Origin of the sequence: Mesorhizobium sp. M7A.F.Ca.CA.001.10.2.1 (genome assembly GCF_003998575.1) — a bacterium.
Taxonomy (GTDB): domain Bacteria; phylum Pseudomonadota; class Alphaproteobacteria; order Rhizobiales; family Rhizobiaceae; genus Mesorhizobium.
This window is the reverse complement of record NZ_RZQY01001069.1, coordinates 1-1,219: the sequence shown is the minus strand read 5'-3', so window position 1 is coordinate 1,219 and position 1,219 is coordinate 1. Positions and strand designations below refer to the sequence as shown.

The following is a 1,219-nucleotide window of genomic DNA, read 5'->3' as shown; positions in this document are numbered from 1 at the left end:
AATGCTGAGCCAGCACCTTGCCGCCGGAATTCGACGCACCGCCCGCCAGCCAGGCGTTGCCGAGCCGGTGGCTGTAGATGCCGAAGCGCGGCGCCGCAATCGGCCGGTCGGACAGGATCTTGATGGTCAGCGAGGATCCCAGCGCAGTGACGCCGTCGCCGATCGCGGCGGCACCGGTCGCCAGGAACGAGGCGCAACCATCCGTGGTTCCGGCGACGACGGCCACATCGCGCGGTAAGCCGAACAGTTCCCCGGCTTCCGCGGTGAGGGCGCCCGTGACCTCGCCCGGTTCGACCACGCGCGGCAGCAACTCCATGCGCATTCCGGTCGCCGCGATCCATTCCGGCCAGCGGCGGGCCTCGACATCATAGCCTGTCTTCAGGGCATTGTTCTCGTCGCTGATGTCGAAGCGGCCGGAGAAGTTTCCGGCAATCCAGTCGGCCTGATGCAGCACCGCCGCAATGCCCGGCAGATGCTGGAAGCGCAGGGCCTTGGCGAGGCCGGATGTCGCTCCGTGCGCTGCACTTGCAGCCGGCGCGGTGCGGGCGATCACGGCCAGGACGTCGTCGTCATCGACCTTGTCGTTGTACATCAGCGGTTCGGCCAGCGGCCGCCCGGCGGCGTCGACCGGCAGCAGCGTGCCGGAGGTGCCGTCAACGGCGATGGCGCGGACCGCCGTGCGGTCGATGCCGGAAAGCAGCTCCGTCAGCACCGTCTTGACCGCTTGCCACCACGCCGTGGGAGCTCGCCCCTCGCTGCCAAACCTGTCGAGTGGGACGGCCGCGTGCCCGGCTATGGAAAAATCCGGGCGCATGGCGACGGCGCGCGCACCCGATGTGCCGATGTCGATGCCGATGGCAAGTGGCATCATGCCCATGCTAGCCGCCAGCCGCGTTTAGCTTCTGGCGATATTGCTCGGCGTCCCAGTTGACCAGTTCGTCATTCTCGGAAGCGGTGAGATAGTTCAGCCGCGCGGCGACATCGATGCGCGCCGTCACGTCGGCGAGGCAGCGTTGCATGGCATCGGCGCCGGCACTGGCGTCGCCGCGCATCAGCACGCCTGCGCCGGGAAACAGGATCGCCGCAGGCGACGTGCCCAGTCGTGCAATGACATCGGCCACCGCCTCGCCTGGTTTCGCCACGACGGAGCCCTGGCCGAGGAAGATGACGTGGTCCGGATAGAGGCTGCCGGCCTGCGCCATGCGGCGGCTCTCAGGGT

At 68.5% G+C, this 1,219-nt stretch carries 1 protein-coding gene and 1 pseudogene; both read right to left on the bottom strand.

The window, feature by feature from the left end; all coding sequences use genetic code 11:
* Nucleotides 1–871, bottom strand: an 871-nt coding sequence (locus EN964_RS35130) for an FGGY-family carbohydrate kinase (RefSeq protein WP_164776426.1), incomplete at its 3' end; no start/stop codon positions are given.
* Between the two features lie 7 nt (nucleotides 872–878).
* Nucleotides 879–1,219: pseudogene (locus EN964_RS35125) on the bottom strand (class II aldolase); the annotation flags it as partial.